23 protein-coding genes, 16 tRNA genes and 2 rRNA genes are annotated in these 25,460 nt (G+C 36.8%); 34 read left to right on the forward strand and 7 right to left on the reverse strand.

Translation table 11 applies throughout. The features are described from left to right. From LCL91_RS16900 to LCL91_RS16995, 20 genes are all read left to right on the forward strand, one after another. A 23S ribosomal RNA gene (locus LCL91_RS16900) occupies positions 1-119 on the forward strand; the annotation flags it as partial. A gap of 129 nt (positions 120-248) precedes the next feature. Further along, positions 249-365: ribosomal RNA gene (gene rrf, locus LCL91_RS16905) — 5S ribosomal RNA — on the forward strand. 9 nt (positions 366-374) lie between these two features. Beyond that, positions 375-449, forward strand: a tRNA-Asn gene (locus LCL91_RS16910). Between the two features lies 1 nt (position 450). After that, positions 451-542: transfer RNA gene (locus LCL91_RS16915), tRNA-Ser, on the forward strand. 23 nt (positions 543-565) lie between these two features. Then, positions 566-640, forward strand: a tRNA-Glu gene (locus LCL91_RS16920). 24 nt (positions 641-664) lie between these two features. Then, positions 665-740, forward strand: a tRNA-Val gene (locus LCL91_RS16925). Between the two features lie 8 nt (positions 741-748). Further along, positions 749-824 (forward strand) — tRNA-Asp (locus LCL91_RS16930). Positions 825-842: 18 nt separating this feature from the next. Continuing rightward, positions 843-919, forward strand: a tRNA-Met gene (locus tag LCL91_RS16935). Between the two features lie 86 nt (positions 920-1,005). Continuing rightward, positions 1,006-1,081 (forward strand) — tRNA-Phe (locus LCL91_RS16940). A 4-nt stretch (positions 1,082-1,085) separates the two neighbouring features. Next, positions 1,086-1,161, forward strand: a tRNA-Thr gene (locus tag LCL91_RS16945). Positions 1,162-1,231: 70 nt separating this feature from the next. After that, positions 1,232-1,316, forward strand: a tRNA-Tyr gene (locus LCL91_RS16950). 6 nt (positions 1,317-1,322) lie between these two features. Beyond that, a tRNA-Trp gene (locus LCL91_RS16955) sits at positions 1,323-1,396 on the forward strand. A 16-nt stretch (positions 1,397-1,412) separates the two neighbouring features. Next, positions 1,413-1,488: transfer RNA gene (locus LCL91_RS16960), tRNA-His, on the forward strand. A gap of 4 nt (positions 1,489-1,492) precedes the next feature. Continuing rightward, positions 1,493-1,567: transfer RNA gene (locus LCL91_RS16965), tRNA-Gln, on the forward strand. A 7-nt stretch (positions 1,568-1,574) separates the two neighbouring features. After that, positions 1,575-1,649: transfer RNA gene (locus LCL91_RS16970), tRNA-Gly, on the forward strand. Between the two features lie 9 nt (positions 1,650-1,658). Next, positions 1,659-1,733 (forward strand) — tRNA-Cys (locus tag LCL91_RS16975). A 27-nt stretch (positions 1,734-1,760) separates the two neighbouring features. Beyond that, a tRNA-Leu gene (locus LCL91_RS16980) sits at positions 1,761-1,850 on the forward strand. A 33-nt stretch (positions 1,851-1,883) separates the two neighbouring features. Continuing rightward, a tRNA-Leu gene (locus LCL91_RS16985) sits at positions 1,884-1,968 on the forward strand. Between the two features lie 153 nt (positions 1,969-2,121). Continuing rightward, positions 2,122-3,114: a tyrosine-type recombinase/integrase gene (locus LCL91_RS16990; protein ID WP_224884028.1), complete on the forward strand. Its 993-nt coding sequence runs from the start codon at positions 2,122-2,124 to the stop codon at positions 3,112-3,114. A 12-nt stretch (positions 3,115-3,126) separates the two neighbouring features. Further along, positions 3,127-3,384, forward strand: coding sequence for a hypothetical protein (locus tag LCL91_RS16995; protein WP_224884030.1), 258 nt, complete (start codon positions 3,127-3,129; stop codon positions 3,382-3,384). 602 nt (positions 3,385-3,986) lie between these two features. Here LCL91_RS16995 and LCL91_RS17000 read toward each other — a convergent pair. Together LCL91_RS17000 and LCL91_RS17005 are read right to left on the reverse strand one after the other, a co-directional pair. Then, positions 3,987-5,108, reverse strand: coding sequence for a nuclease (locus LCL91_RS17000; protein WP_224884032.1), 1,122 nt, complete (start codon positions 5,106-5,108; stop codon positions 3,987-3,989). Beyond that, entirely contained in the window at positions 5,101-5,352 is a 252-nt protein-coding gene (locus LCL91_RS17005; RefSeq protein ID WP_224884034.1) for a helix-turn-helix domain-containing protein, read from the reverse strand. The genes LCL91_RS17000 and LCL91_RS17005 overlap by 8 nt, the downstream gene beginning before the upstream one ends. A gap of 173 nt (positions 5,353-5,525) precedes the next feature. On the opposite strand from LCL91_RS17005, the gene LCL91_RS17010 reads away from it, so the two are divergent. Next, positions 5,526-7,262 (forward strand): Eco57I restriction-modification methylase domain-containing protein, encoded by a 1,737-nt coding sequence (locus tag LCL91_RS17010; RefSeq protein ID WP_224884036.1) that lies wholly within the window; start codon positions 5,526-5,528, stop codon positions 7,260-7,262. A gap of 48 nt (positions 7,263-7,310) precedes the next feature. Here the strand turns inward: LCL91_RS17010 and LCL91_RS17015 are convergent, their stop codons facing one another. The 3 genes from LCL91_RS17015 to LCL91_RS17025 all read right to left on the reverse strand — a co-directional run bounded on the left by LCL91_RS17015 (position 7,311) and on the right by LCL91_RS17025 (position 11,641). Continuing rightward, complete coding sequence (locus LCL91_RS17015; RefSeq protein ID WP_224884038.1) at positions 7,311-8,591, reverse strand: DEAD/DEAH box helicase family protein; 1,281 nt, start codon at positions 8,589-8,591, stop codon at positions 7,311-7,313. Between the two features lie 458 nt (positions 8,592-9,049). Continuing rightward, positions 9,050-10,894 carry an ATP-dependent nuclease gene (locus tag LCL91_RS17020; protein ID WP_224884040.1) on the reverse strand — a complete coding sequence of 615 codons (1,845 nt, stop codon included), beginning with the start codon at positions 10,892-10,894 and terminating at the stop codon, positions 9,050-9,052. A gap of 180 nt (positions 10,895-11,074) precedes the next feature. Further along, a complete protein-coding gene (locus LCL91_RS17025) occupies positions 11,075-11,641 on the reverse strand; it encodes a tyrosine-type recombinase/integrase (protein ID WP_224884042.1) in 567 nt (188 codons plus the stop codon). Positions 11,642-13,531: 1,890 nt separating this feature from the next. Between LCL91_RS17025 and LCL91_RS17030 the strand changes: the two genes are divergently transcribed. The 6 genes from LCL91_RS17030 to LCL91_RS17055 all read left to right on the forward strand — a co-directional run bounded on the left by LCL91_RS17030 (position 13,532) and on the right by LCL91_RS17055 (position 17,290). Beyond that, positions 13,532-13,768 (forward strand): helix-turn-helix domain-containing protein, encoded by a 237-nt coding sequence (locus tag LCL91_RS17030; RefSeq protein WP_224884044.1) that lies wholly within the window; start codon positions 13,532-13,534, stop codon positions 13,766-13,768. Between the two features lie 14 nt (positions 13,769-13,782). Next, positions 13,783-14,181, forward strand: coding sequence for a hypothetical protein (locus LCL91_RS17035; RefSeq protein WP_224884046.1), 399 nt, complete (start codon positions 13,783-13,785; stop codon positions 14,179-14,181). A gap of 15 nt (positions 14,182-14,196) precedes the next feature. After that, positions 14,197-14,679 carry a phBC6A51 family helix-turn-helix protein gene (locus LCL91_RS17040; RefSeq protein ID WP_224884047.1) on the forward strand — a complete coding sequence of 161 codons (483 nt, stop codon included), beginning with the start codon at positions 14,197-14,199 and terminating at the stop codon, positions 14,677-14,679. Next, positions 14,679-15,353, forward strand: coding sequence for a hypothetical protein (locus LCL91_RS17045; protein ID WP_224884049.1), 675 nt, complete (start codon positions 14,679-14,681; stop codon positions 15,351-15,353). The genes LCL91_RS17040 and LCL91_RS17045 overlap by 1 nt, the downstream gene beginning before the upstream one ends. Before the next feature lie 499 nt (positions 15,354-15,852). Continuing rightward, entirely contained in the window at positions 15,853-16,488 is a 636-nt protein-coding gene (locus LCL91_RS17050; RefSeq protein ID WP_224884051.1) for a DUF421 domain-containing protein, read from the forward strand. Between the two features lie 100 nt (positions 16,489-16,588). Further along, complete coding sequence (locus LCL91_RS17055) at positions 16,589-17,290, forward strand: DsbA family oxidoreductase (RefSeq protein WP_224884053.1); 702 nt, start codon at positions 16,589-16,591, stop codon at positions 17,288-17,290. A 40-nt stretch (positions 17,291-17,330) separates the two neighbouring features. On the opposite strand, the gene yvfG is transcribed toward LCL91_RS17055, so the two are convergent. Then, a complete protein-coding gene (gene yvfG, locus LCL91_RS17060; protein ID WP_224884055.1) occupies positions 17,331-17,552 on the reverse strand; it encodes a protein YvfG in 222 nt (73 codons plus the stop codon). Positions 17,553-17,827: 275 nt separating this feature from the next. Then, positions 17,828-18,496 carry a B3/B4 domain-containing protein gene (locus LCL91_RS17065; protein WP_224884057.1) on the reverse strand — a complete coding sequence of 223 codons (669 nt, stop codon included), beginning with the start codon at positions 18,494-18,496 and terminating at the stop codon, positions 17,828-17,830. Between the two features lie 82 nt (positions 18,497-18,578). On the opposite strand from LCL91_RS17065, the gene LCL91_RS17070 reads away from it, so the two are divergent. The 7 genes from LCL91_RS17070 to LCL91_RS17100 all read left to right on the forward strand — a co-directional run bounded on the left by LCL91_RS17070 (position 18,579) and on the right by LCL91_RS17100 (position 25,307). After that, complete coding sequence (locus LCL91_RS17070) at positions 18,579-20,273, forward strand: ABC-ATPase domain-containing protein (RefSeq protein WP_224884059.1); 1,695 nt, start codon at positions 18,579-18,581, stop codon at positions 20,271-20,273. A gap of 31 nt (positions 20,274-20,304) precedes the next feature. Further along, positions 20,305-21,444, forward strand: coding sequence for a tRNA epoxyqueuosine(34) reductase QueG (gene queG, locus LCL91_RS17075; protein WP_224884061.1), 1,140 nt, complete (start codon positions 20,305-20,307; stop codon positions 21,442-21,444). Between the two features lie 66 nt (positions 21,445-21,510). Then, a complete protein-coding gene (locus LCL91_RS17080; RefSeq protein ID WP_255640076.1) occupies positions 21,511-22,047 on the forward strand; it encodes a methylated-DNA--[protein]-cysteine S-methyltransferase in 537 nt (178 codons plus the stop codon). A gap of 208 nt (positions 22,048-22,255) precedes the next feature. After that, positions 22,256-22,882, forward strand: coding sequence for a YczE/YyaS/YitT family protein (locus tag LCL91_RS17085; RefSeq protein ID WP_224884063.1), 627 nt, complete (start codon positions 22,256-22,258; stop codon positions 22,880-22,882). 55 nt (positions 22,883-22,937) lie between these two features. Further along, a complete protein-coding gene (locus LCL91_RS17090) occupies positions 22,938-23,825 on the forward strand; it encodes an amidase domain-containing protein (RefSeq protein WP_224884065.1) in 888 nt (295 codons plus the stop codon). Between the two features lie 64 nt (positions 23,826-23,889). Next, complete coding sequence (gene trmL, locus LCL91_RS17095) at positions 23,890-24,363, forward strand: tRNA (uridine(34)/cytosine(34)/5-carboxymethylaminomethyluridine(34)-2'-O)-methyltransferase TrmL (RefSeq protein ID WP_224884068.1); 474 nt, start codon at positions 23,890-23,892, stop codon at positions 24,361-24,363. Positions 24,364-25,001: 638 nt separating this feature from the next. After that, complete coding sequence (locus LCL91_RS17100) at positions 25,002-25,307, forward strand: antibiotic biosynthesis monooxygenase family protein (protein ID WP_098446377.1); 306 nt, start codon at positions 25,002-25,004, stop codon at positions 25,305-25,307. Positions 25,308-25,460 lie beyond the last annotated feature (153 nt).

Raw genomic sequence — 25,460 nt, forward strand, 5'->3', positions numbered from 1 at the left:
GATTTCCCACAGCATTAAGCTGGTAAGATCCCTTAGAGATGATGAGGTAGATAGGTTCGGGGTGGAAGCGTGGCAACACGTGGAGCTGACGAATACTAATCGATCGAGGGCTTAACCGATTATATTGGAAAACGTTGTACGTGCTATCTAGTTTTCAGGGAATGAAAATTTCTCTTGAAAAACTTGATGAAATATAGTATAATATATTTTGTCGCTGGCAAATCACAAAAGTGATATCCAGTCATAAGTCTGGTAATGATGGCGAAGAGGTCACACCCGTTCCCATGCCGAACACGGAAGTTAAGCTCTTCAGCGCCGATGGTAGTTGGGGGATCTCCCCCTGCAAGAGTAGGACGTTGCCAGGCTGATATTATTCCACAGTAGCTCAGTGGTAGAGCTATCGGCTGTTAACCGATCGGTCGTAGGTTCGAATCCTACCTGTGGAGCCATGGAGAGCTGTCCGAGTGGCCGAAGGAGCACGATTGGAAATCGTGTAGACGGTCAACGCCGTCTCGAGGGTTCGAATCCCTCGCTCTCCGCCACTAGCGTACATAATAGCAGCAAGGGCCCGTTGGTCAAGCGGTTAAGACACCGCCCTTTCACGGCGGTAACACGGGTTCGAATCCCGTACGGGTCACCAACATAAATATTAGTTTTACTCTGTGGAGGATTAGCTCAGCTGGGAGAGCATCTGCCTTACAAGCAGAGGGTCGGCGGTTCGAGCCCGTCATCCTCCACCATTTTCTAAGGTCCCGTGGTGTAGCGGTTAACATGCCTGCCTGTCACGCAGGAGATCGCGGGTTCGATTCCCGTCGGGACCGCCATTTAAATTTTAATATTATCGCGGGGTGGAGCAGTTCGGTAGCTCGTTGGGCTCATAACCCAAAGGTCGCAGGTTCAAATCCTGCCCCCGCAACCAATTAATTTTAACAACGTCGAATATTCATCCTTGTTAAAATTAGAATGTAGTCCTGTTAAGGGCAACCAATTAATTTCATCTAACATGGCTCTGTAGCTCAGTCGGTAGAGCAGTGGACTGAAAATCCACGTGTCGGCGGTTCGATTCCGTCCGGAGCCACCATGTTGCCGGTCTAGCTCAATTGGTAGAGCAACTGACTTGTAATCAGTAGGTTGGGGGTTCAAGTCCTCTGGCCGGCACCATTTTCTCGAAATGAGATCAATTTCCATTGCACTTTCATAAGATATGTATTACAATGGTAATTGTCAATTTGGAGGGGTAGCGAAGTGGCTAAACGCGGCGGACTGTAAATCCGCTCCCTCAGGGTTCGGCGGTTCGAATCCGTCCCCCTCCACCATTTTATAGGGGTATAGTTTAAAGGTAGAACAGAGGTCTCCAAAACCTCCGGTGTGGGTTCGAGTCCTACTACCCCTGCCAATTTAATTCTTTTATGGCGGTTGTGGCGAAGTGGTTAACGCACCGGATTGTGATTCCGGCATTCGTGGGTTCAATTCCCATCAGCCGCCCCATTTTTGGGCTATAGCCAAGCGGTAAGGCAACGGATTTTGATTCCGTCATGCGCTGGTTCGAATCCAGCTAGCCCAGCCATTTTGTTGCGGAAGTAGTTCAGTGGTAGAACATCACCTTGCCAAGGTGGGGGTCGCGGGTTCGAATCCCGTCTTCCGCTCCATTTTACAAAGGCGGCATAGCCAAGTGGTAAGGCACGGGTCTGCAAAACCCTTACGCCCCGGTTCAAATCCGGGTGCCGCCTCCAATCTTAATATTTTTTCTTTAAAGTCCTGCCGGAGTGGCGGAATTGGCAGACGCACAGGACTTAAAATCCTGCGGAGGGTGTACCTCCGTGCCGGTTCGAGCCCGGCCTCCGGCACCACTTATTTTTTGCCTAAATTAAACATGGTACTTTGCCGGTGTGGCGGAATTGGCAGACGCGCACGACTCAAAATCGTGTTCCGAGAGGAGTGTCGGTTCGAACCCGACCACCGGTACCATTACATACGTAATATAAAGTGAATATATCAGTAATATCAACCGTTCTTCATATTGTGGAGAACGGTTTTTTTGTGTTTAAAATTGTTCTTTTGTCTTTACTGAATAACTTCAAATCGTGTGAACAAATCGTGTTCATAGGGGGTGTATAAGTATTGGGAAGACGTCAGAACGCTTTGAGTGAGTCTGAATTAGCTATTCTTCATCAGAAGAAGCGAAAGTATGTTGAAAGCTTTAAAGATGCCTTAGAGTTGTTTGAGAAGGACTGTGACTTACGTAACTTAAGACCATATACAATTAAGTATTATCGAAATGAAATATCAGCTTTCCTTAATCAGCTATCTGAACAAGGATTTAAGTTGTCGGTGTTAAAACCTACAAACCTTAGAGAAGAACATATTAAAGAGAACGTGATTTTGTATATGAGAAAAAGCAAAGGTGCAAAAGTCGTTTCAGTTAATACACGCTTACGTGCATTACGTGCGTTCTTTAATTTTCTTCATAAAAACAATCATGTACCTAAAAACCCTATGGAGAATATCAAGCTTTTAAAGGATAGAAAACCTGTTATCCCTACATTCACTAAAGAACAGTTAAACAAACTGTTTCGCCAGCCTGATTTAAAAACGTTTATTGGTGTACGAGACTACACTATAATGCTTATTTTTTTAGAAACTGGTGTCCGTGTGAATGAATTAACAGGACTATCTTTAGCTGATATTCGGTGGGAAGATAATTTGATTTGTATTAGAAATGCAAAGAGTTATCGAGAACGATTAGTACCTATCCAGTCTGAAATGAAAACTCAGCTTAAAAAGTACATTGCAATACGTGGATCAGTGAAAAGTGATGCTTTATTTTTAACTATTGATGAGACACCTTTAACAAGACGAGGAATTCAACAAAGAATTGAAAAGTATGGGGTTATGGCTAACTTAAAGGGTGTACGTTGCAGCTGTCATACTTTCAGGCACACTTTTGCCAAATTAAGTGTTCAACAGGGTGCAAATATCTTCGAACTACAAGCAATTTTAGGTCATACCAGTATGGAAATCGTTAAAACCTATGTAAATCTATTTGGTAATGATGTTAGAGATAGACACAAAGAGTTTTCACCTTTAAAGGTTTTAAAAGATCTTGATGATTAGGGGGATATAAGGATGGAAAGTCGTTATAAATTATATGATGCAGAAGAAAAGGGATTATTTATTGGGGTGTGTAACCATTATTTTAAAGTGACTGATGCAAAAGAAGTATATAACAAAGCAAAATCCACTGGTGATAAAGATGATTCTCTTTTGATGATCATTAAAAGGGATAGTAACGAAGAAGCTGAAGAGAATATTTCTTTTGGTGTGGAAGAAGGAGAACAGTTTGCACTGACAATACTAAATATATGTAATGCAATAAAGAGATAGTAGAACGAAGAAAAGCCACCTATTAGTGTAGGTGACTTCGTTTTTGGAAACCAAGGAATGGTCCAATTGAATAGCTGACGGTCAATCAACTAAACACCTTCATTCTAGTCCAAAAAATGGGAAAATGCAAGGCTAGTTAAGTGATGCCTTTTTTAGGCAGTAGGATTGGTCTATCACTTGCTGGAATGCCTACTAATAGCAAGTAAATCAAACCTTGATAGGTTAGCTGAAGCCGATGCAATAACTTCAGCGTTATCCACGCTATACAGTTCCTTGTTTCTGTAGTGGATAGACTACGTGAAAGCTACGTTAGTGCTAGTCGTGGAAGGGTGTTGCAATTAAGGTTGCAGTAGAATAAACCATAAGTACCTAAAGGGAAACTGTCAGGGGCATTTGACACAGTAGGTTTATGTGGAGAAATCCAGCGATTAAACAAGGTGCATACACACGGATTCCTTAATTCGATAGACCATGTTGTGTAAATTCGCCTACTACTTACAAGATTACTTATTTTAGTTTTTCTTGTAGGTAGTCAATTTTCTGCACCAGCCGTTTTCCTATATTCTCAACCCATGTTGGTAAAGAACAAACCATTAAGCAAGTTATTTACTGTAAGGGGGGTTAAATACTACCTGTCCTTTATGGTTATTAAAGAAATCCATTGGTATAGATCTTTGACACTTATAACTTTCTTCACCAACATAAGTAAAGTGTTCTCCTAATTTGTACCCAGGACAAAGTACGGCACCCTTCACTTCACCTGTTTGAGGATCAGTCAGGGCAATTAGGTACCTAGCATTATAAGTGGTGAAACCTAAATTAGTACCAGTATTAATATCTTCTGGAAATTCAGGTGAGTACTTACCGAGGTCAACAGTTTGGCTATCTTGTACTTTAACTTCTAGAACCTGATTCCTTATATCTGGATAACCACCTTCAAGAGGATCTCCTTCTTTAATGTTATAACCCAATTCTTTTGCTATTAAGTATTCTAAAGCTTGTCCACGGTTTTTAGTTGATAGATTATCGAGAGTAGTTCCTATGATTTTGTTTTGAACAATTTCTTTTATTTTTTCTAAGCTTAATATTTGTCCTGCTACTGGATTATCTCTAATAGAACTATTAGAAAGATTTACAGTGTCGCTTATTACCCCAGAAACTTCTTTATCATCCGGATAAAATAAAATAGAGTTCTCATTAGAGAGTATTTTGTCTCTCTTAAACTGGGATATTATTAACTGTTGCTTAACAGTAGGTTTACCAAACTTCCCAAAGTTCTTGACTATGTGATCTCCAGTCATAATAGTAATAGATTCAATTTCATGAGAAACAGTATTTACTTTAGTAAGAACAAATCTACTATCACTCGTCATAAGGGGTGGTGAATTTACATATTCAATTTGAACTGAATCAATTGAAGGATTCCTATTCCAAACCTGTAAGTTGTAGTTCTTTCCACTTGTAACTATATAAGAGTCAAGAAACTCTCTGGTGATTTTAGGAACACCTTTACGTCTTGGTGGAATAATTGAGAAAGAATCTTGAGGTGCTTTACAAGGAACGCCATTATTTTCAAGAATACATTCAATTCTTCTTCTCATATTAGATCCATCAGTTCTTGTAACCTTACTAAGCGGAAACTTTTCGCCAATGAGTGGAGTTAAGATTTCACAAAGCTTCGAAGGGTCTGTAAGTGCATCTTTAGAAATTGGTGGGTTATTCATTAATGTCTCCTTTGATATTAAAATTTAATAGATCGCTTGCAGTAACATTTAATGACAATGCTATTTTGTGGAGATTTAAAACGGTAATGTTTTTTTCGCCTCTTTCAACAGCACCAATGTAAGTTCGGTGTAGACCAGATAAAAATGCAAGTTTTTCTTGAGAATAACGCTTCTTCTGTCTACATATCCGAATGTTTTCTCCAAGTAATTCTAGGTAATTTCTATCATGAATATTTCGTTTCATAGTACTATATTCTCCCATCTGCTACTTATAAGTCGACAGACTATTAATAGCATTTCCTGTTTAAGTAAGGTGAGGTAAATCAAGGTAATATCCACCTATACGTTCATCTATTAATTAATAGTTAGTGTTGGTATAATAAGTTGTAGAAAAGAACGGATTTTAGGAGTGAAATAATGGATACTACACTTAATGATACATTAAGAACAAGAAAAGAAACTGGATCTCATTTTACATCTACAGGGTTAGCTGATGTAGTTGCTAAAAGACTAATAAATGAATTAAATAAGCTTGAAATTGATAATCAAAATAAATTAAGAGTACTTGATCCTGCTTGTGGTGATGGTGAATTACTTCTTTCATTTAAGCGTCTGGCGGAACTGAATAGTTTTAACAATGTAGATTTGGTTGGTGTCGATGAGAATCAACAGGCAGTCGAAAGGGCTGTTACCAGACTGGAAGAAGTTAAGGCTGAAAATCTTGATTTAATACCAAATGACTTCTTAGAAATGATTAATATTGAAGAGAATATTTCATTATTTGAAAATGAATCTAAAAAGATTGATCCTGTTGATGTGATAATAGCCAATCCACCATATGTAAGAACACAGGTATTAGGTTCGGAAGTAGCACAATCATTAGCTAAGAAGTTTAATTTAAAAGGTAAAGTAGATCTATATCAGGCATTTATTATTGCTATGACCATGCAATTAAAACCAGGCGGATTATTGGGTGTTATCACATCTAACCGTTATTTAACCACAAAAGGCGGGGAATCACTTAGAAAGTTTTTCCGTGAAAACTACGAAATCATTGAAGTTATGGATCTTGGAGATACAAAATTATTTGAAGCAGCAGTACTACCTTCTATATTCATAGGTAGAAAAAAAAGCAATAAAGTAATTGAAAACAATTCACCAGCTAATTTCTATAAAATTTATGAAGAGAAAAAGTCAGAATTGATTGATGAAGCAGTTGGTTTTGATTCTGTATTTGAACTCTTGGAAAACCTAGAATCAGGCACGTTTAAAGTTGAAGAAAAGTTTTATTCTACATTAATAGGTAAACTAATCTTCCCTGAATCTCATAAAGAACCATGGGTCATGGCATCGGATGAAGAATATAAATGGATTGAAGAAGTTAATCAAGCTTCTTATGCAAGGTTTGAAGACATAGGTGATATTAGAGTTGGTATCAAAACAACAGCAGATAATGTTTTCATAAGTGAGTCTTGGGATGAACTCGATACTGAATTAAAACCAGAAAGCGAATTATTGGTTCCGTTGCATTCAGCAGATAATGCATCAAGATGGCTACCAATCGAAAAGAAACCGAAAAGAGAAATTCTATATACCCATACGATGGTTGATGGTAAAAAGGAAGTTATTGATTTTACACAATACGAACGAGGGTTTAATTATTTATCGTCTCATAGAGAACAGTTAGAAGGCAGAAAATATGTTACTAAATCTAGAAATTGGTATGAGATTTGGGTTACACAGAATCCTGGGCTATTAAAATTACCAAAATTGATTTTTCCCGATATTAGTACTGAACCTAAATTCTTTTATGACGATGGTAGTTGTTTTGTAGATGGCAACTGCTATTGGATTAGTTTAAAAGATGGGGTTGATAATGACCTATTGTACTTGCTTCTAGGCATAGCTAATACAGCTTATTTAACCAAGTACCATGACATAGCTTTCCAGAATAAACTTTACGCAGGTAGAAGAAGGTACATGACACAATACGTGAACAAGTACCCAGTTCCAAACCCTGATACGGTTTATGCTAAAGATATAATAAAGCAAGTGAAAAGTTTGGTGTTTAATGAACTAACTGTTGAGGAAAAAAGCAAGATTGAGAAAGAAATTGAAGAGTTAACTGAAAAGGCCTTTGGTGTTAAAAAATGAATTTTTGGGGGACGTTGTGTGAATTCATAACGTCTTTTTTTTATGGATTCAATATTCACCATCTAAATAATTAATTAGTAACCTTCTCATTCTACTACTAGGTATATATAAGTTGATCATTTCTCCTTTTCTAATTCTGCTTCTCCATATCCACTGAATGAGTTCAGAGAGTGCAAATAAATCTTCCTGTACGTCTATACCTTTCTTAGTAAAGAATTTCTTCTCAAAAGGGTTCATGAACCGATTAATAACGTATGCCAGTGATTCTTTATGGCTGAAATTATTAGTAGCACGTGTATTAAGAGGGATAAAGGACAACTTTTCTATATCCTTTAGACTCTTTATGTCTTTATAATCTTTTGGGGAACCAGCATAACCTTTTCCTTTAAGAGTGGTACGGTCTGCTTTATAACAAGTCCACATATTTAAGTTTGTTCTTGAATCTACATGACGTCTGAAGTAGGTGTGCATGTTCTTTTTCAATTTTTCAATCATATGTTGGTTTTTATCTTTTCTAAACCAACTAGCAGATAGGGCATTTTTATCTTCACCTATATCATTTAACTTTCCATCATGAATGTTAATAAGGGGTTTAATTACATTTCTGATGTAGTCTTTTTCAATTGGCTTATTCTGATCATGATCAACCAATTCGAAACCTTTATCAGTATAATGTACAGCCTTAAAAGAGTATTCTATATCATACATGTCATAATAGTATCGTTGTTGCTGTGCTTGAAAGAGGTAAGTCATAATAAATACGTTCTCAAAGGCTTGAAACACTGATACAGGGAAAGTCCAAAATAAAATAGTATCTTCGAAGAAGTAAAGATTTTCTGTTTTAGCTAGGTTTTTAATTTTGTCGTATTTTGTGAACTGATACTTACTATCATTATTCCAACGTACTAAGCCTGTAGAATCTTCCACATAAACCATTCCCGAATCAATAAGCAGCTTAAAGTCATCTTTATTCATTTCATAACGATCTACCACTTCCATAGCCTCATCTAGAATTAATGTATAGTTGCTTGCCTTTAGTAATTCAATGGTTTCTACATCAACATTTTGAAAAAGCTTATGCGTTGTTGCGATATCCTTTTCATCAATGATTAACCTTTTTAAATCCTCTAATTTTCCTGATCCCTTATTTACAGGATCATTGAAATTTCTTTCAGGAACACTTTCTTTAATCCTATCTACTTCTTTTAAAAAGGGGGTAATGTAAATAAAGTTAATTTCTTTATCACTTTGGTTCATGTACTGAATAGACCATGATGTCTTACCACTACCCATTATTGAATCAATGACTATAATATTTGTGTTCTTCATCTGAAATCCTTCCTTTCGATTGCTTCTAAATCCTTAACAATTATTGAAAGGAAAACAGACAAATCTATCCTAAAGGTGGACAATTTATATCAAACCGTTTTAAAACCGAATTATATTATAGATATGACATGATTCATTCGGTTTATAAGGTTTTATATAAGTGTTTAGTTGTTTCTTTTCTATTAGATACATATATGACGAACTTTATGAAGAGGTTGTTTTCCTACCCTTAAAGAAAAAGTAACAAATAGTAGACAATTCAAAAGATATTGCTTCACTTCGTTCAGCAGGTAAAAGCTAAAGCTTTTCCCTTTTTAATAAATAGTGAGTAAATACAAAGGTCAATCTGCCAAATATAAATAACAAATTAACTTGTTTATTGGATAAGATAAAGTGTTAATGGTTAGGAACGACACAAAAAAAAGAAGCAGGAAAGTAAGTTCCCACTTCAATCTTATTTAACTTTGTTTCTTTTTTATAGTATTGAAAATATCAGTTAGTGCATTTGTAATTTCCTTCATATCAGTATCCATTAAAGTTTCTATATCAATGGATTCTATTATTTCTTTGATACTTCGTTTAGACCATCCCTGCTGAATATTTTTTATTATTTCTATTTCTGTAATATCTAGTTGCCAGGTCATTTCATAAAAAACATCTTTCTTTGTATCGAAGAAATTTTTAGGCTTAAACTTATTTTGGAAATCAACTTTTTTTAACAGAGATTGGTTTTTCATTTCTCTTTTTTCTCTATAAATATCAAAATATCTTTTAGAAATCCTTTCTGCATCGCTTGCTGTTACGTTAGCTATAAAAGGTAGGATTTTATCGTTAATAAAGTATGATTCTAATGCGTAATGATTTAATGTAAATAATTTTGATTGGTCATAAATCTTTCGTGAATCTCCTTTTAGATCTTTTTCAATTTCGCTTTTCACTTCATCAGGTGTGTCACCGTCAGAGTCTGTTAATATCCAAAAGTTATAGTTTTTATGAAACGAACTATTGATCGTATTCATTATTCTTGCGTTAGCATAAAAACTCATTGTCTTAATTCCATCTACATCTAATATTTTTAATTGATCTGCTACATGTTCATCTACTAGATTATTATCAACATACTTAGTTACCAATGCTTGAATTAATTCTTTATCATCAGAACCTTCAACAAAGAGGACATTAGTATACTGGAAAACATCGTCTGGTTTAATACCGAGTTCGTTAATGAGATCCTCTGGTTCATAATCAATAATAGAGGTGATTCCGTTATTCTTTCTAATAGAGATTAATTGACTAGGTGACAGTTGACTGACAACTAATGGAGAATGAGAAGAGATTAAAACCTGATTAGATTCACTTACTTTTTTTAAAGCCTTTATCATTTTTCTTTGAAGAGAAGGGTGCAGGTATACTTCAGGTTCTTCAATTATTAATATAAAGTCCTTTTCAACGTTATGTTCTACATAGGCTTCTAAAATAGTGAGTATCATTACACTTTGCATGCCAGTACCACTTGATAAAATATCAAATCCACCGTTAGCAGAATAATCTCCACTATGACTTTGAATGTCGTGATCAATTATCTTAGTTTTATGCTTATAGACAATATCCGTAGATTCAACATTAATATCAATAGATAATGAGTCATGTCCTAATATGTTTTGAAACCTTCCAGTGATATCTTGTGAGATTTGTTTTACTTTTCTCTCTTCATGTTGTTTAAGACTTTTTTTAATACTACTTATAGAATGGGTGTTTTTATCGAAAGAAATTTCTTCCTCTTCATCTTCAGAGGTAAGTAAATCCATTAGCTGCTGGATATTGCTTGTTTTATTATTGAAAGTTGTATCTTCTGGTTGTCTAATTGAAGAAATGTATTTAATCTCTGGAAGGCAAATTTTTAAATCTTTATTATTTATCTTTTCTTTACCAGTACTTACAAGGTTGTAGCTAATACTATGAGAATTAGTATTAAAAGTGGCGGTTATAGTCAAGTAACCATTAAAGTTATTTTCACTTACCCAAGTATCAGTATCACTTTCATTTTTACTTTTTAATAGTGTGTGAAGATTCTCTATTGTAACGTCCTTAAATTCAATTGTGATTATTGGTAACTGATTTGACCTATTCATATGTATATCTTTAGTATTTACTTTACTGCAGTTAAAAAACATTTGAATGGCTTCATAAATAGCAGTCTTACCGTAATTGTTTTTTCCTACAATAGCAGTCAATTCGCTTGCGTCAAATGTAATGTCCTTTATTGACTTAAATCTCTCTATTCTTACAGTTTTTATTTGCATAATTTACCCCTTTTCAATTCGTTTGGGTTACATTACCAATTGTACGCATCTAGTTTAAGTTTATCCACTATTAATAGAAGGAAGTATTTAAGCAGATAACAAGGCTGGTGCCAGTAAAAGAAAACTATCATTCATATTTTCCAGCATAATAAACAAAAAGACTGGTATAGGAACCAGCCTTTAAAGAGAGAAATTATCTAAACTATCTTCGATTTCTTCATCAGTTATCCCAATGTAATCCAATGTTACTTTAGGATGCGTATGATTTAGTATTCTTTGAAGTCGTGCAACATCTTTCGATTGTTTGTAATACCAGTACCCAAACGTTTTTCGCATTGTATGGGTTCCTATTCCTTCAGTAATATCAACCATATCTGATGCCTTGTTAAGCTGTCTATATGCTTGAACAGATGATATAGGCTTATCCCCTTTACGACTAGGGAACAACCATTCAGAATCTACTGTTTTGATATATGCCTGTACTTCTTCATAAATACTATTGTTAAAAACAATCACACGTGACTTCTTTGTTTTTCCTTCCTGAATAGTAACCTTCTTTTTACCTCTAACATCTTTCAATTTCAGCTTTAATAGATCACTAACACGTAAACCTGTATTGATACCTATTAAGAACATAATATAATCACGTTCTTGACAGTGCCTTTTAAGTGAGTACTTCAAATCATTTATTAGTTCTAGACTTCTTATTGGTCGTACATCTTTTATTTGATTAGGGTTTTTATTCATGTGCTTAGAATCCTTTCAATTAAGGGTTTTGAATGTATGTTTTTTATTTATGTGTTTATTTTATCGTGTTTATTGCATGAATTCAATAGGTACAGTATTTTGAATGTATGTTTTTATGTATTTTCTTACATTGGTCTTAAAACTATGGTGGGGGGATCTATTTAAACTATCGCTATATCCTGATCAGTATTAGCAACATTTTTTAAAGGGGTGGGGGTGCTTAGAAATAACAAAGGATAGGGGGCATTATTAAACACAGGGGGGGTGTGCTGGTTTTAGTGCAGTACCTACCCTATGAATCAGATAATACTGGTAAGTTACTGACAGGCTACACGGTGGATATATAAGCATACTGCACAGGCTACACTGATACTATACTGATAGATGCAGTAAGACAGCACCAGCATCATAAGGATTAAAGAGTTATAAAGGTTCGTGATCCATTAAGGAATACGAAGTTTATTGTTTAATATCAGTTGATAAACAGCGTATTTGTTAAGTGTTCCTTTCAAAAACAATAGATAAATAACTTCGTGTTTCCTTTGTTGTTGCAGTTATTGCAGTTCATTCTTCATTGATTGTTATTGTTATTTAGTTTAATTTCTATTTCATTCAGTTTGATCAGCAAACACTATTAATTGAATGCCTTTAGAAGTTCACACAAAGCGTTTTAAGAGGTTTTGAATATTAATATACAAATACATAGCAATAACTAGATAAATGCTTATGAGAAGGCACTATGAAAGGCTTAACCCCACCATATGGGGCACAGGGGGGGGGATATCCCTGACTCCTACCAAACCAATATGTAGAAAGTTTTTTTTCATGCCTTCCCTTCCTTGCAGTACCATGCAGGGGGTGACAAGTTTTAATGTTTCGTAATGACAGCAAGTCACTGTAAAAACTTATGTTTCTAAATATTCATCTTGAACATTTAGAACCTTACAGGGGGTAACAAGTTCCTTCAGTAATTATAAGAAAAATTTTATCTTCTCCTTCTATTTCCTTCAGCACCTTCACATTCTTTCACACTGCTTCACTGTATTCTTCTATATATCTTCAGCACCTAAAACCCTTCTACTATTAAACAGTCTGCACAGTCCATTGTGTGGCTTTCTATGACATACCCATGATTAAGATTTACCTGATTAAGTTGAAAAGAGAACTGTTCAGATATAACTAGAAAAGATTTATGTAATTGTTCGTTTTCTGTTCAGAATAAGTTAAGCAGCAAAACAAAATCATTCGGTTTTTAATCAAATTCAGCTGAACCTGGAGTAAATATTATTCGGATATTAGAGACAGAGTTAAATAATTTAAGTTAGTTAAGCTGATATTGCAGGATATAAGGCCAAAATGCTTTATACCTACTTAAAAAATTTAAGTTAGTCTCTTTCACTGATTTAAGTTTCTTAATTGTTCAGGGTTAAAAAACTTAATACTAACTAGAACTTTCTTTTATAACTAGATTTATTCTTTATAAATAAAGAGACAGAACCACCTGATAAAGTACCCTGACATAACATGACATACCTAATTGATCAGAGTGTATTTAATAAATAAGTGTCTGTATTTGATCAGTTTCATGTTAGGGATTTAGATGTTAAAGAGTTTCTTTAAAAGATAACTGAAGAAACCATTTCATTTTAAATAAATATCAGGCACAAGTCGTACTTTAGGGGGTTCTCATTAACTTAAAGGTAAGGACATGGAAACGGCATAATTCCCTTTCACGATGTTTCTACTTTACATTTAATTACCTTATTTCATTTGCAGATGGGAAAGTAAATTTTCCTAAAGTGTGTAAAGGTGCTGGTGTTTTTCATCAGTGCTTTTTTATTTGGTTAAGAGTACGTAAAACAGACAAGAAAAAGAAAAGAGGGATATAGATTGGATGCTGAAGTTCTAAAGCATTTGAGAATCATTTCAGGATTAACTCAAAAAGAATTAAGTGATCGTGTTGATGTGAGTTCATCACTTATAACAAAGATTGAAAAGCGTGAAAGAACGTTACAACCAGATTTAGAAAAGAAAGTCCTTACAGTATTTAGTGAAGTTGGGTTAGCTGATCAGGAAATCACTTCACTTGATTATATTTTGAAAAGAACAACTGCAAATAAGACGTAGAAAGGGATGAAGTCATGAGAGGAATTATCATCAAATTAGAACAGATTCAAAAGAAGCTAGACAATGGAACTTACATGAATCAGAAAGACAAACTTATTAAAAAGGTTGAGAGTATCGAAAGTGAAGTAAGAAACAAAACATATACGCATAGAGAAGTTCGCTATGACAATGACGCACAAGCACACCTTCCTGTATATCGTGCATGGATTCGTGCAGGTAAATATAAAACCTTATCTGATGCATACGAACTAAAGCACGAACTTTCAAAGGAAGAAACAAACGTTTTACGTGCCAATGCAATTATTAATAAATTGATCAGCACCGATTTACATCAGAAAGAGGTGACTGCAACTATTAGAACTTTTGCTTCACGTACTAAAGGTAAGCATGGAACGATTCTAACAGCGAAATAGAAAGGGGATATTAATTTGGATGCAAATACAAAGTCACAAGAACTAATTGATGCTATATCAGTGCCTGACAAACTAACAGAAAGACAGGTAACACTAGCAAAGCAATTTGTTAGATCAAAGATGCAAGAAGGCTTTACTGTAAGTGAATTTTGCAGTAGTAACAGCTTAAGCAGTAAGACATGGTATAGCTGGATGGAGAATCCTGATTTTAGCAATTATGTAGAAGAAATTCAGGGTGCAATTATCCCAGACGATGAGAGGGCAGCTTATCAAGAACTAAAGAGAAAAATTATGGGGATTCCTTATAAGAAGAGTGATCTAACAGTAAAAGAATATGAGTTGTTCTTAGCTACGTTTCCATATCTTGCTGAAGAAGATAGAAGAAAAAACATGGAACAACGTGGTTTGACTGATGAAAAAGGCAAAGGAACAGATTCAAGTAACTCACATGAAAAACGTAATGCATTACTAACAAAATTAAAAGGTGGTGCTGAATAATGGCGAATAAGTTTACACAGAAGCTAGATAAGTTTTTAAATATCTATCGTGGTAAAGATGAAAGTGATGAAAAAATTGAAGCAAAACTTGAAGAAAAGCAGGGTGAACTGATTCAATTAGATAGCGATATTCAGGAACAAGAAACCCTTGTAAGGGATCTTAGAAAAAGTTATCTTTTAGATGAAATTAAAGAAACTAGTTACCTTGAAGCTAAAGCTGAACTTGATGAAATGATTGAAAAGAAAGCTACAATTCAAGAAGATATGAAACTGATTCAGCAGTATCGACAGGAAGATGCTGAACTAATTCTTGATGAACTTGAATCTTATCGTGATAAAGAATTGAAGAAAGAAGAAAGCAAAGAAGTAAAAGAAATTAAAAATGAAGTAGCTGAAGCAAAACTTGCTTATCTAACTAAACTATCTGAATTAGGAAAAAGACATAAAAAAGTTAATGGTGTTCAAGCTACAATTGACCGATTTAGCGAAAAGTTAGGCGGTAAAATGACAAGTTTTCAAGGTAGCACCTATGATATATTAGGAGTAATTCACACAGGAAGAAATGTTACTGTACCAGTAGAAGTTGATGTTGACGAAGCAAACAATGCTTTGCAAAATGGTTTAGTTGATTCGCATCTAAAAAACTATGTAGAAGGCAAGAAGAAAGCGAAATAAAGTTATTAGTATAAAACCCCTTTATATAAAGAAACCCCTGACAATTGGCATCAGTGCCTTTTGTTGGGGGTCTTTTTTTGCTTTAAATATAATTATTTGGATTGGGTGGGGAAACAAAAAAATAATAGAAGATTTGAGGATTTACCATTGATAAAAACTAGTTTCTTCCTATATAATAGTAATTGTTCAGTAATCGTATGAAGTGATTTAGTATTGACCACAATTTACTGATGAATAACTGTTAATATCACTGTTCTTCACTTATATATTACGTAAATGGTAAACAGGAAACTGACTCAAAATCGTGTTCCGAGAGGAGTGTCGGTTCGAACCCGACCACCGGTACCATTACATACGTAAATTCAAGACTTCAACGTTCTCGTTGAGGTCTTTTTTGTATATCTTAAATCTTTATATTCTTATTTGAGTGAAACCAGATTTAACTAACTAGAAAACGGCATACTAAGCGATAGAATTAACTATAGCTAGGAGGCTGTTTATGGATTTCGATCTATTATGGAAAGCTGTGTTAATTGTGATCGGGGGAACGTTGCTCTTACGTGTGGCAGGTCGTAAATCGATCTCCCAAATGACGCTTGCCCAAGTTGTCATAATGATTGGGATTGGCTCATTACTTATTCAACCCATTGTAGGTAAAAACGTGTTTACGACACTTTTAGTAGGACTAGCCCTTGTTTTAACTCTCGTTATTGTTGAATATAGTCAGCTGAAATTTGATTGGCTAGAAATGTTTATTACTGGGCGCTCAAAAATTCTAATTAAAAATGGCGTACTCCAAGAAAATAATCTTAAAAGATTACGCTTTACTGTTGATCAGCTTGAAATGAAACTAAGACAATCACAAATTCACTCTATCTCGGATGTAGCTGATGCTACGCTAGAACCAAATGGTCAGCTTGGATTTCAGCTTAAAGAATCGAAGCAACCCGCGACCAAGGAGGAGATCGCTAAGATCTTCGAAGAGTTAAAGAACCTTAATCAAGTTATTCAAGGTTTATCAAACAGTCCTGTACGAAAGACTCCTCCGGCAAATTCTGTTGATAAAAAATCCACTTTATTTGATGAGGTGGGGTCAAATGTTCATAATCCACCAGTACCTAATAAACTTCAATGATTCATAGGAAAGACCTGGTTGAGCAAATTCCTGCTCATTTTAAAATAGAGGTGATAAAATATAAGTACGTAAAATAATGATAAACTGAAAGAGTGATTTGATGAGAATTGAAGTATGGTCTGACTTTGTATGTCCATTTTGCTATATAGGAAAAAGACGTCTTGAGAGTGCACTTCAGTCTTTCCCACAGCGTGATCAAGTAGAAGTCGTTTTTAAAAGCTTTGAACTTGATCCGAATGCGAAAGAATCTAATGGGGAAAGCATGGCTGAGCTTTTGGCAGCGAAATATAATGTGAGTCTAGAACAAGCTCAAGGTATGTGTGAGAATATGAGGCAACAAGCTGAAGGGGAAAACCTTACGTATGATTTCGATCAAATGATTCCCACGAATTCATTTGATGCCCATCGTCTAGTTCACTATGCAACAGAGCATGGTAAAAGTAATGAGATGTCGGAACGTCTTTTTTATGCCTTCTTTACTGAATCCAAAAATATCGGTGATCATGAAACACTTGCGTCACTTGGTGAGGAGCTTGGGTTAGACGCTAAGGATATAAAACGTATGCTAGGAACGGAAGAGTTTACGAAAGAAGTTCGCAGTGATGAAGCAATGGGAAGTCAACTAGGCATCCAGGGTGTACCGTTCTTTGTATTTGACGGTAAATATGCGGTGTCAGGTGCTCAGCCTGTAGAAATGTTCGAACAGGCGATTGAAAAGGCATGGGGAGAAGGTAATAAGCTTGAGGTCGTTGGTGGCAATGCAGAAGCTTGTTCTGCTGACTCTTGTGATTTTCCTAAATAAAAGCGTAAGAAAGCTCTCTTAATATAAAGAGAGCTTTTTCTTATGCGTCTGTCTTTTCTTGTTTAATCGTTTTGTAAGCTGAATCGAGGTTACGAATGCGACGAACAATTTCAGAGTTTTTGTTAAGGTTATCATAGATCATGGATGACACAACGGAACGATAGTAGCTATTCATTGCCTCTAATTTTGAAAATACATCGCGGTTTTTTTCTATGTATTGTCGAAAATTATCTTCGAAAAATGGTGTAGAGAAGGGTTCCATATTCGTTCTCCTTTCTAATGATAGTTCCGATTATAGATGGACATCGAGAAACCGTCAAACTTGCTATTGGGCATAAACATCTCCTACAAAGTAGAGTAAATCAGTTGTTTTGTTAAGTAATTATGAAAAATGTGTTGTTTCTTACATACATTCTGTGGTATTCTAGCTACATCAGCGAGGATTGTAGAAATTCCTCGAATTTTTACCATTGACCCAACGCAGTGTTTCGTTAATATTAACGAAGCGTTGCGTTTTTTTATGCTTACAAACTCCCTTTAAATGGAAACTCCACTTTCGACTTGGCCACCATGTATTTGATGGAACATTTCAGCAGAAGCATCAACAAGCTTTTTACATTCCGATAGGGGAAGTGACGGTTGCAGATAAAAGAGTTGAATCGCGTTTGTCGTATTTTCCGTTACAGCCGTTCGTTTAGAATCGACAATCGGGCTTCCGAATGCACCCTTTTGGTCGATTGAATGAATTTTGTTAGTAAAGGAGACCTCACGACCATTTAAACCTGCATAGAAGGTATTCTTATCTCCGATATCGATCGTAATATCTCCTTCGATTTGATCTAAATCATAAATTCCAAGGGGAATTTTGTATTGAAGAGATAATAAGTTGTTGATGTCGACTGCAGAATGGACAAGTGGGATCGTACTTCCTTTTTTTAATCGTCGTAAGAGAGATTCAGAAGAGGGACGATACCGAGCAGGATCCGCGCCGAATTTTTTGAAAATGGATCGCCATTCTGAGACGGCGGAAAACGAAATAAGATCGGTCTCTTCAAGGTCCATCATCATTGTTTCTTGATAAAATTGAAAGCGACCGCGTACCATTTGCGGTGACTTTTCAACCACGATATTATGATAAATAGCATAACCCATTTTAAATTCTGGATAGTGCTCTTTTATAGATGGAGCGAGAGTAATATTGGTCATAACTCTTTCCTCCTAGTTCATATTTTTCGTTCATTTTACCATATACCAGATTTTGAAGCTTAAAAGGAGGTTTGTCTCATAGATGAAGGAACTTAAAAAGCAGTTAGAACGCATAGATGGAAAAGGTTATAAGGCATACAAGGATTTGAAAGGGCATTATAACTTTGATGACTATACCCTTGCGATTGATTATGTTCAGGGAGACCCGTTTGCTAGTCCTTCCCGCATAAGAATTATCGTTCCTCGTACGAAAACAATTATTGAACGTGAATGGTTTGGGGCGTCTGTGAGAAAAGTCCGAACGGAAGATGAGATTGCGCGAAAAGTAGGAAGGGCCATCAGAAAGACGGAGAGGCATGCAAAAGGCACGGGGAAAAGTGGAATGATCTTTATCGATCAACCGGGGCAAAAGGTTATTGAGAGAGCTGCAGTGAACGTCACGGAGGAAGTTATTACGATATGTTTATCCATAGGATTACCCGCTCAAGGCAGGAGGGTTCTTGGTAGACAGGCGATAGATCTGCTTCTGCATCGCATCCCAGATATTATGAAGAAATCTATCTTTGCTCTAAATAAAGATCTTATAGTTAAAGCCCTTTTCTTAGCAGATCAACAGGAAGCAATTCGTAATTACCTTACTGATAATGGATATGTAGCTTTTGTAGCAAATGGAGCTATTCTGCCACGTGAGAGTGGGGTTAGCGATCGTCCTATGCAGCAAAAGGCCGTCCAATTTGAATCGCCTGAAAGTATGGAAGTATCTCTTAAGATTCCACATCGGTCAAAACCTTTAACAGGGATGGCGGTAAAAGAAGGGATTACTTTAATTGTTGGTGGTGGTTACCATGGAAAAAGTACCCTCTTGCATGCTATGGAGCATGGCGTCTATGATCATATTTCAGGAGATGGAAGAGAGTATGTGCTCACAAATCACCACGCAATGAAGATTCGTTCAGAAGATGGGCGTCAGGTGACTGGAGTTGATATATCGCCATTTATCAACAATCTTCCATATGGCAAGGATACACGGTCTTTCACATCTGAAAATGCCAGTGGAAGTACGTCACAGGCTGCAAATATTATAGAAGCAATAGAGGCTGGGGCAGATACGCTTCTAATTGACGAAGATACGAGTGCGACAAACTTTATGATTCGAGATTATCGGATGCAGCAGTTAGTTGCGAAAGAAAAAGAACCAATTACCCCATTTATTGATCGTGTAAAGCAATTGAGTACAGAACGACACATATCAACCGTACTTGTTATGGGTGGATCTGGTGATTACTTTGAGGTAGCAGATCAGGTTATTTTAATGGAAAACTATGTTCCCTACGATGTAACCGATAAAGCTAAAAAAATTGCGCAAGAATCTGCCCGCCAAAAAGAAGGTGGAGAAACGTTTGGTGATGCAAGAAAGAGAGTACCTGAACGGAGTAGTTTGAACAGTCAAAAGGGAAAGAAATCGAAAGTGACTGCTCGAGGACTGCACCAAATTCAATATGGTCATACGGAAGTTTCCTTTCTTCAAGTAGAGCAACTTGTTGATTCCAGCCAAACAAGATTTGCTGCTGATGTTCTTCATTTTCTAGAAAGAAATCAGACGTTAGGAAATAAGTCGATTCCAGAGCTATTGGACTTCATTGAAGAAAAAATAACTAGTGAGGGGCTAGGTTCCTTTTCGTTATTTCAAGATCAGCACCCAGGAGACATTGCTCGAATTAGAAGAACGGAAATGGCGGCGATATTAAATCGGATTCGAACGTTAAAAATAAAATAAACTCACCCCAATAAAGAAAGGAGGGGAATGAATGACAAACGCACAATTAAAAGCTGATATTGTGGCATACAGTAAAACAATTGGGATTGATAAAATAGGCTTCGCTGCTGCAGATCCGTTTAAAACACTGAAACAACGATTGCAGCGTCAGCAGGAGCTTGGGTATCAGTCGGGGTTCGAGGAATCTGATATCGAGAAGAGAACAAAGCCTGAGCTATTGTTGAGCGGTGCAACGACGATTGTTTCGATTGCCATTGCTTATCCTTCGCGAATGAAGGATAGCCCAAGGAGTAAGAAAGGTGAACGAAGAGGACTATTTTGTCGCGCGTCATGGGGGGTTGATTATCATCATGTGCTTAGAGAGAAACTCTCCCTCCTAGATGCATATATTAAATCGAAGGTTCCTGAAGCTAGAACGAGTTCAATGGTCGATACGGGCGAATTATCCGATCGAGCTGTAGCTGAAAGAGCCGGCATTGGGTTTAGCGGTAAAAACACAATGACCATAACAGAAGAATTTGGATCATGGGTCTATCTTGGTGAGATGATTACTGATCTAAATTTGGAACCTGACGAGCCTGTTGAGGAGGGATGTGGAGACTGTAATATTTGTGTAGATGCCTGTCCAACGGGTGCCTTAATTGAAGGTGGTCAGCTTAACGCGAATAAATGCATTGCTTTTCTTACGCAAACAAAGGGTTTCTTACCTGACGAATACAGGTCTAAATTAGGCAATCGTTTATATGGATGTGATACGTGTCAGCTTGTTTGTCCTAAAAACAAAGGAAAAGATTTTCATCACCATCCAGAACTCGAACCTGATCCAGAAATGGTAAAACCAAAATTAATTCCGCTCTTAACTATGACGAATCGTGAATTTAAAGAGCAATTTGGTAAAGCAGCGGGCTCATGGAGAGGGAAGAAGCCAATCCAGAGAAATGCGATTCTTGCTCTAGCTCATTATAAAGATGAAACAGCAGTTGATACTCTGGTGGAAGTGATGGAAAAAGACCCTCGTCCGGTGATCCGCGGAACCTCGGCGTGGGCCCTAGGAAAAATCGGTGGTGAAAAGGCCCTTCATGCCCTTATGAAGGAGCAAATGAGAGAAAAAGATACGGATGTGGCAGATGAGATCGCTAAGGGCCTGTCAATGCTTGAAAATAAGGCTTAATGCTGATGGTCAAACGATTAGATGCGTTGTAAGATAGTGAAAAATGTACAATAAAGAAGGGATAGAATGGAGAAACAAGTGATTTATTATGGGGAGTTTCAATCACCGATTGGTCCATTAACGTTGTTTGCTAGTTCGAAAGGAGTTAGTAGGCTCGATTTTGGTTGCCAGAAGGATGTGCTGCCTGCTGCTGAAACATGGTACAAGAAACATCATGTAAATGCGGACCTTGTTTTCAATTCTGATATGATTGAACCAATTGTCATGCAATTGGAGGAATACTTCAGTGGAAAAAGAAAGGTTTTTGATCTTGAGCTTGATCCAATAGGAACGATTTTTCAGCAGAAAGTATGGAAAAACCTCTCGGAAATTCCATATGGGGAAACGCGTTCCTACAGAGATGTTGCCGTCGGTATTTCCGCCCCAAAAGCTGTTCGAGCAATTGGTTCAGCTAATAATCGAAACCCGATTCCCATTATTGTACCGTGTCACAGAGTAATTGGAAGCAATGGTGCTCTCGTTGGATACGGTGGTGGCGTCACGAAGAAAGAATATTTATTATCTCTTGAACAACAGCATGCGATGCATGCAATGTTGCCATAACAAGATTTGAAGCCTGTTTGCTACGATTTATCCGTGGCAAACAGGCTTTTTTGGATTTTTCGTTTTAGGCATAATGCTACAAAAAGCGTCTGCTTTCTTGTAAAATAGCAAATGCGGTTAAATGACAGATGAAAAATTCAAATAAAAAGTAATGAATGCAACAAGTAAATGGATTGTATTCAGAGTCTTCTTAAGAGGAGTGGAAATGATGAACAGCTTTTTGTCGAAAAGCCTTATTTACGTAGCAGGATTATTTACCCTTGCCTTTGGAGTAGTATTGTTAATCAATGCTGATGTTGGAATTGCTCCTTGGGATGCTTTATATGTCGCCCTGTCAGACCAAATTGGATTTACAGTAGGATCATGGGTGTTTATAGTAGGCGGTATTTTGATTTTCATTAACAGTCTCATTATGATGAGGAAACCTAATCTGGCTGGTTTTATCCCGATTATTTTACTAGGACTGTTTGTAGACTTATTGAATTTAAAAATATTAACTTTTATTGACGTAAATGGAATCGTTCCCAGATGGATGTTGTTTCTTGTTGGATTAGTCATTATGGGACTCGGGATAGCTGTGTATTTATTTGCTTCATTGGCATCTATTCCAAATGATGAATTAATGCTTGCACTTACTGAACGAACCGGATGGACTATCGGTGTTACAAAGACAATAACGGAAGCTCTTGCATTTGTTTTAGCCTTTCTTCTTGGTGGTCCCATTGGTGCAGGTACGTTTGTTGAAGTCCTCCTACTCGGTTTCCTTGTCGGTTGGTTTGATAAACTCCTAAAAAAAATAAATCATTCTTCACCTGAAGCAGCTGTTCATTCTTGATTCCATGTCATGTGTGAGTTTCCCTTATCATAAATTGCGATGAGGGGGGACGCATATGGGGTGGGGAGAAGAGTTGAAATCTTTTTGGAAAGATCAAGCAACCAGTTTAATAAATGGTACGGAATTAGCTAGGTTAGGCATTCGTCCTACAACAGAAGAAGAAGCAGCGGCCCGGTACCTGCAACAATGCGAGGATAGAGGAGCCACTGTTATTCGAATAAAAAACAAAGGGATCCTTCTTAGCAAGAAAGGTTTTTCAAAGGAGCAAATGTATGATTACCTTCTCCATCAACAGTTCTTGATCAAGCAAGGGAAGAAACTTTATCAAGAAGAACGAATGGAAAAGAGATTCGCGAAGATGAATGAAGGTGATCTTGTTCTAGATTGTTCTGTGGAAGTTGAAGGAGAGCGTCCTCAAACAATAGAGAGTGAAGGAGACGATCGCATTGGTATGAAAGGTTCATACTATGATCGCTTATCTGCTCTTAAGTATGCTGAACGCTGGTGGGACGATTATAACCCGGCATATCAATCATTTGATGTTGATTGTACGAACTATATTTCACAATGTCTTCATGCGGGAAAGGCTCCAATGCGTGGTTATCCTGATCGCACAAAAGGATGGTGGATGAAAGGGAGTAATTGGAGTTATTCTTGGACAGTGGCCCATGCTCTTCGCTGGCATTTAAGCGGCTCGAAGACTGGTCTACGCGCACGTGAAGTAGCAAATCCTGATGATTTGATTCCAGGAGATATTATATGCTATGACTTCGATGGAGATGGTCATTGGCAACATACTACTTTCGTTGTTGATAATGATGAGAAGGGGTATCCTCTTGTAAATGCTCATACGACAAATAGCAGAATGCGCTATTGGGCTTATGAAGATTCTACGGCATGGACACCTGAGATCAAGTATAAGTTTTTTCATATTGAAGATTAGTGAATTCCATCTCCATTTAAAAACATGCTATAATAGAAATGTTTTGAAGTGGAGGTGAATGAAGATGTCTTTAAATATCGTCCTTTTTCAGCCAGAAATACCGGCGAATACGGGGAATATCGCACGAACATGTGCAGCTACTCATACAAGTTTACATTTAATTCGTCCATTGGGCTTTTCAACTGATGATAAAATGTTGAAACGTGCAGGATTGGATTACTGGCAATATGCTGATGTTCATTATTATGATTCTCTAGATGAGTTTTTTGAAAAGAATCAGGATGGGAAATATTACTATATAACGAAATATGGTACAAATACACATACTGATTTTGATTACTCTAATCAAGACGAGAATACGTATTTTGTTTTTGGAAGAGAAACAAATGGCTTGCCAGATGAATTGATTGAGAATAATAAAGAACGTTGTCTTCGTCTACCGATGACTGATCACGTTCGCGCTCTTAACCTATCTAATACAGCTGCCATTATGGTTTATGAAGCGTTGAGACAGCAAAATTACCCTGGAATGAAATAAAAAAGAACGACTTTTCAGCAAAGAGCTGTAAGTCGTTCTTTTTTTGATAGACGATCAAAGCGTTATTCAGATCAAGAGTTCCAATATCTCCGTTTCTAAACGCTCGTCTTCGCTTTTCTTGTCTAGCTGCGACTCGCAGAAACTGCGATATTTCACTCTTTCACCAGAACACAAAGTGCGTGTTCTAGTTCAAGAGTTCCAATATCTCCGTTTCTAAACGCTCGTCTTCGCTTTTCGTAGATCCAGCTGCAGTGGGCAAATCCTCCGGCTGTTTCGCCCTTTCGATTGAGACAAAAAGCGTCTCATTCGAAAGGGCTCCAACATCCTGCGGATTTAACCGCCCACTTCCGCTTTTCGTTTTACCGACTACCTTTTTTGGTTTTGCTTGGTCGGTCGTTGTAGCCGGCGGTGAAGATTGCTGCTAGGAATGCCAGGATTACTACTAAAATACCCAGGAAACTCATGGTCTCATCCTCCTCAGGTAAAATTGTGTCCAAATCTACCTCTCATTATAAACCATGTGAGGTGAGGTGTGAATGTTTTGAGGGGAATTGTTGGAGTTGTGAGTGGTTTGAATTGGAAAAAAATACGGTTATTCGATAGGATAGAGATAGAAAGATAAAGGAGGCTTTTTAATTATGTATGTTGTCATGAATGAATTAAAGGTGCCAGATGAAGCGAAGGACATGATGAAACAACGTTTTGGTAAGAGCGCAGAGAGTATGAAGAATGTAGAAGGTTGTTTAGAATTTATGTTCCTGGAACAATCTGCTGAGAATGGAAAGTTAATTGTGTTTACGAAGTGGGAGAATGAAGAGGCTTATCAGAACTGGGTACATTCCGATTCCTTCAAGAATGCTCACAAAGAAAAACGTGAATCGAAAGAGAAATCACCCGCAACTGGTAATGAACTTAGTGAGTTTACTGTTGTCTATCATACGTAAGAGTGAGAGCCGGCCGAGCCGGCTCTTTTTGTTTGTTTTATAAAGTCCTTGTGATCTCTCCTTTACGTGAACTTATTTAGCCCTTATCCGTGTCTTTACGTTCAAAAAGAAAGCCGAATGTTATAGGACATCCCCGCATAACATGTATTAAAT

Origin of the sequence: Guptibacillus hwajinpoensis (assembly GCF_020171785.1) — a bacterium.
Lineage (GTDB): Bacteria > Bacillota > Bacilli > Bacillales > Guptibacillaceae > Guptibacillus > Guptibacillus sedimenti.